Raw genomic sequence first — 2,670 nt, 5'->3', positions numbered from 1 at the left:
GCACCCGCTCGAAACCGCGGGCGCGGTAGACGTACTGGGTCGAGACCATCTCGGGCAGGGTGGCCACCAGCAGTCGGGAGACCCCCTCCTCACGGGCGCGCTCGACGAGCGCGTTGACCAGGTCGCGCCCCACGCCGCGCCCCCGCGCCTCGGGAGCGACGGCGAAGGCGCGGATCTCGGCCTCGTCGGCGTTGCGGGCGATCTCGCTCTCCGGAGACCAGGGCTCGAACACGGCCGTCCCCAGGAGCCGGTTCTCGTCGGCGGCGACCAGGATCTCGCCGCGGCCGTCCGTGCCCAGGAGCCGGAGCGTCTCGACGTAGGCCGGGTTCACGTCCATGAGGCCGTCGGCCGTGTAGGCCGTCAGGCGCAGCTCACTGACGGCGTTCATCTCATCAGGAAGTACTCGACGCACGATCATGGACGTCATTCAACATGATGGGAGGGCTCCCCGCCGTTGATCGCCGCACCACCCGGAGCGTCGAAAACGTCACCGTGAGTGACTCTTTACGGAGGTTTATCCCCCGCTCCGGACACGCCGGACGCCCCGGGCGGAGTTGTCCACAGGCCTCCGGCGGCGCGGCCGCGATCGTGCCACCCTTCTGGTGAGGGGAGGCGACCGTGCCCGACCACACCAGCGGGGAACCCGTTCCGGCACCGACCGTCCGCGTCTTCAGCGGCTCCGCGGCACTGGCCGCGGGGGGATGCCCGGCGCACCGCCGGTTCAGCGCCGACCCGTCCCTGGGCGCGGACACGCCTCCGCGCGACACTCCCGGGGCGGTTCTGGACGCCGTCCTGGACCTGGTCGAACACGCGGGCATGGCGCTGGAGGAGGCCTGCGCACACCTGACCGCGCCGAGGGGGCCGGGCCGCGCCCTCCCGGGTGGGCGCCTCGCGCCGCCGCACCCGGGGCTGCTGGTCTGGGTCCGGCACGCCGCGCGGTGCTACCTGGAGGCCCTGGCCGGGGACGGCGGGCGCGACGGCCCGCACCGCGCGCCGGTGTTCGACTTCTGGGTCCGCCAGTACCTGCCCGTGCCCGGCTCCCCCAACTCCCGGCCCTACGAGCTGTGCGCCCGGGGCCGCAGGTACGCCTACGCGCAGGGGTCGGAACGGGTGCGGGAGCTGCGCATCCCGGTCGCGGGCGCGGCCGGTGAGCAGGCCCGCCCGCGGGCGGAGGTGGCGGTGGCCGCGTACGTGCTCGCCACCGGGACCCCGGTGGACCGCGACGCCTGCGCGGCGCGGCCCGGGCGGTACCGGGGCGGCGCCCCCTACCCGATGCGCGGGCACCGCGGCGGCGCCGACGCCCGGCCGCCGGACCGGGTGCGCGTGGTGGAGACCTCCTGCCTGGACTCCTCCACCGCCGTCCTCTACGACGGTTCGGCCGCCGAGGCCGGGGAGGCCTTCGCCTCTACGGGCCGCGAGGGGCTGCGCTCGGCCCTGGTGGGCGGGGCCCGCTCCCCCGGCCGGGACTGCCTGGCCTGTGCGGGGCGCCGCGGCTGCGGTCGGCTGCCGCGCGCGCCGGGGCTGCTCGGCGCGGGCGGCGGACCGTGGCCCCGGCGCTCCTGGTCGGTCTCCCTGGGGCTGCGCCACCGGGGCTGTCCCGCCCGGGCGCACTTCCACGCCCTGGGCCTGCCCGCGGACCCCGGTGCCGAACCGGCGCGGCTGCGGCGCGACCGCGCCGTGCGCGCCTGGCTGGAGCGGCTGCACCGGCGTCTGCCCCGAAGGCCCTGCACGGCCGGGGACCTGCCCGGGGACCGCTCGTCCTGGTCCGCCGGGAGGTGGCGGTTGGAGGGCGGGCAGGCGCGCCTGGGGGCAGCCATGATCGCCGCGCACGTCGGGGTCTGTCCGCTGCGCGGGCTGGCCTCGGGCAGCCACGTGCGGGTGGGCCACAGGCTGGCCGCCGACGACACGCGGGCCGACGTCCTGGTTCTGGCCAGGGCCGAGGTGCTCCACCACCGGGGCCGGTCCTGGGTCCACCGCTCCGTCACCACCACCGACGACGACGCGTCAGCCCCGGCGGGGGGCGGGCCCGCTCCGGCGGAGGCCCGGCCTTCCCCGGGCGGGAACGCTCCCTGCCGGAACGGGGGCGCTGCTCCCGCCCTCGCCGGAGGCGCGCTCTTCGGGGACGAGGAGGCGCTGCTGGCGGCGGAGCCCCGGCTGGCCCTGGCGGTGGGGCTCTTCGCCTGCGGCGCCCTGCCCGCGGGCCCGGACTCGGCCGTGGAACTGGAGGTCCTCAGTCCCCGGGGCGCGTCCGTACGGTCGCTGGACCCGGGGTCGGCACGGGTACGGGCCCTGGCCCGGCGGGTGGTGCACGAACTCGCCGGGCCCTGGCACGGCGACACCTCCCATCCGCCCGCTCCGGGCGAGGCCTGCCTGGACTGCCCCTACCGGCGCTGGTGCCCGGCGGCCGGTGCTCCCGACGCCCTCCACACCCGGGGCGCACGGGCCCGGAACCCGCGAGGCGGCGCCGGTCCCGGACCCGTGCGCGACCCTCCTCCGGGTCGGGCCGCCGGTTCGCCCTCCTCGGCGAAGCGGTAGGCGCTGGCCTGGAGGTCCCACAGCTCACGGTAGAGCCCGTCGGCGGCCAGCAGTTCGGCGTGGCCGCCCTGTTCCACCACCCGGCCCCGGTCGAGCACGACGATGTGGTCGGCCATGCGCACCGACGCCGGACCG

At 77.6% G+C, this 2,670-nt stretch carries 2 protein-coding genes; one reads left to right on the top strand and one right to left on the bottom strand.

Annotated features, from left to right (window positions below; genetic code table 11):
- Positions 1-388, bottom strand: a 388-nt coding sequence (locus DQW06_RS21015) for a GNAT family N-acetyltransferase (RefSeq protein WP_232833108.1), incomplete at its 3' end; no start/stop codon positions are given.
- Between the two features lie 230 nt (positions 389-618).
- Here DQW06_RS21015 and DQW06_RS21010 point away from each other — a divergent pair.
- Positions 619-2,535 carry a hypothetical protein gene (locus tag DQW06_RS21010; RefSeq protein ID WP_117199153.1) on the top strand — a complete coding sequence of 639 codons (1,917 nt, stop codon included), beginning with the start codon at positions 619-621 and terminating at the stop codon, positions 2,533-2,535.
- The last annotated feature ends 135 nt before the right edge of the window (positions 2,536-2,670 follow it).

Origin of the sequence: Nocardiopsis sp. TNDT3 (genome assembly GCF_003427465.1) — a bacterium.
GTDB lineage: Bacteria > Actinomycetota > Actinomycetes > Streptosporangiales > Streptosporangiaceae > Nocardiopsis > Nocardiopsis dassonvillei.
Note: the sequence above shows the minus strand (reverse complement) of the source record. Positions and strands in the feature narration are given on the sequence as shown.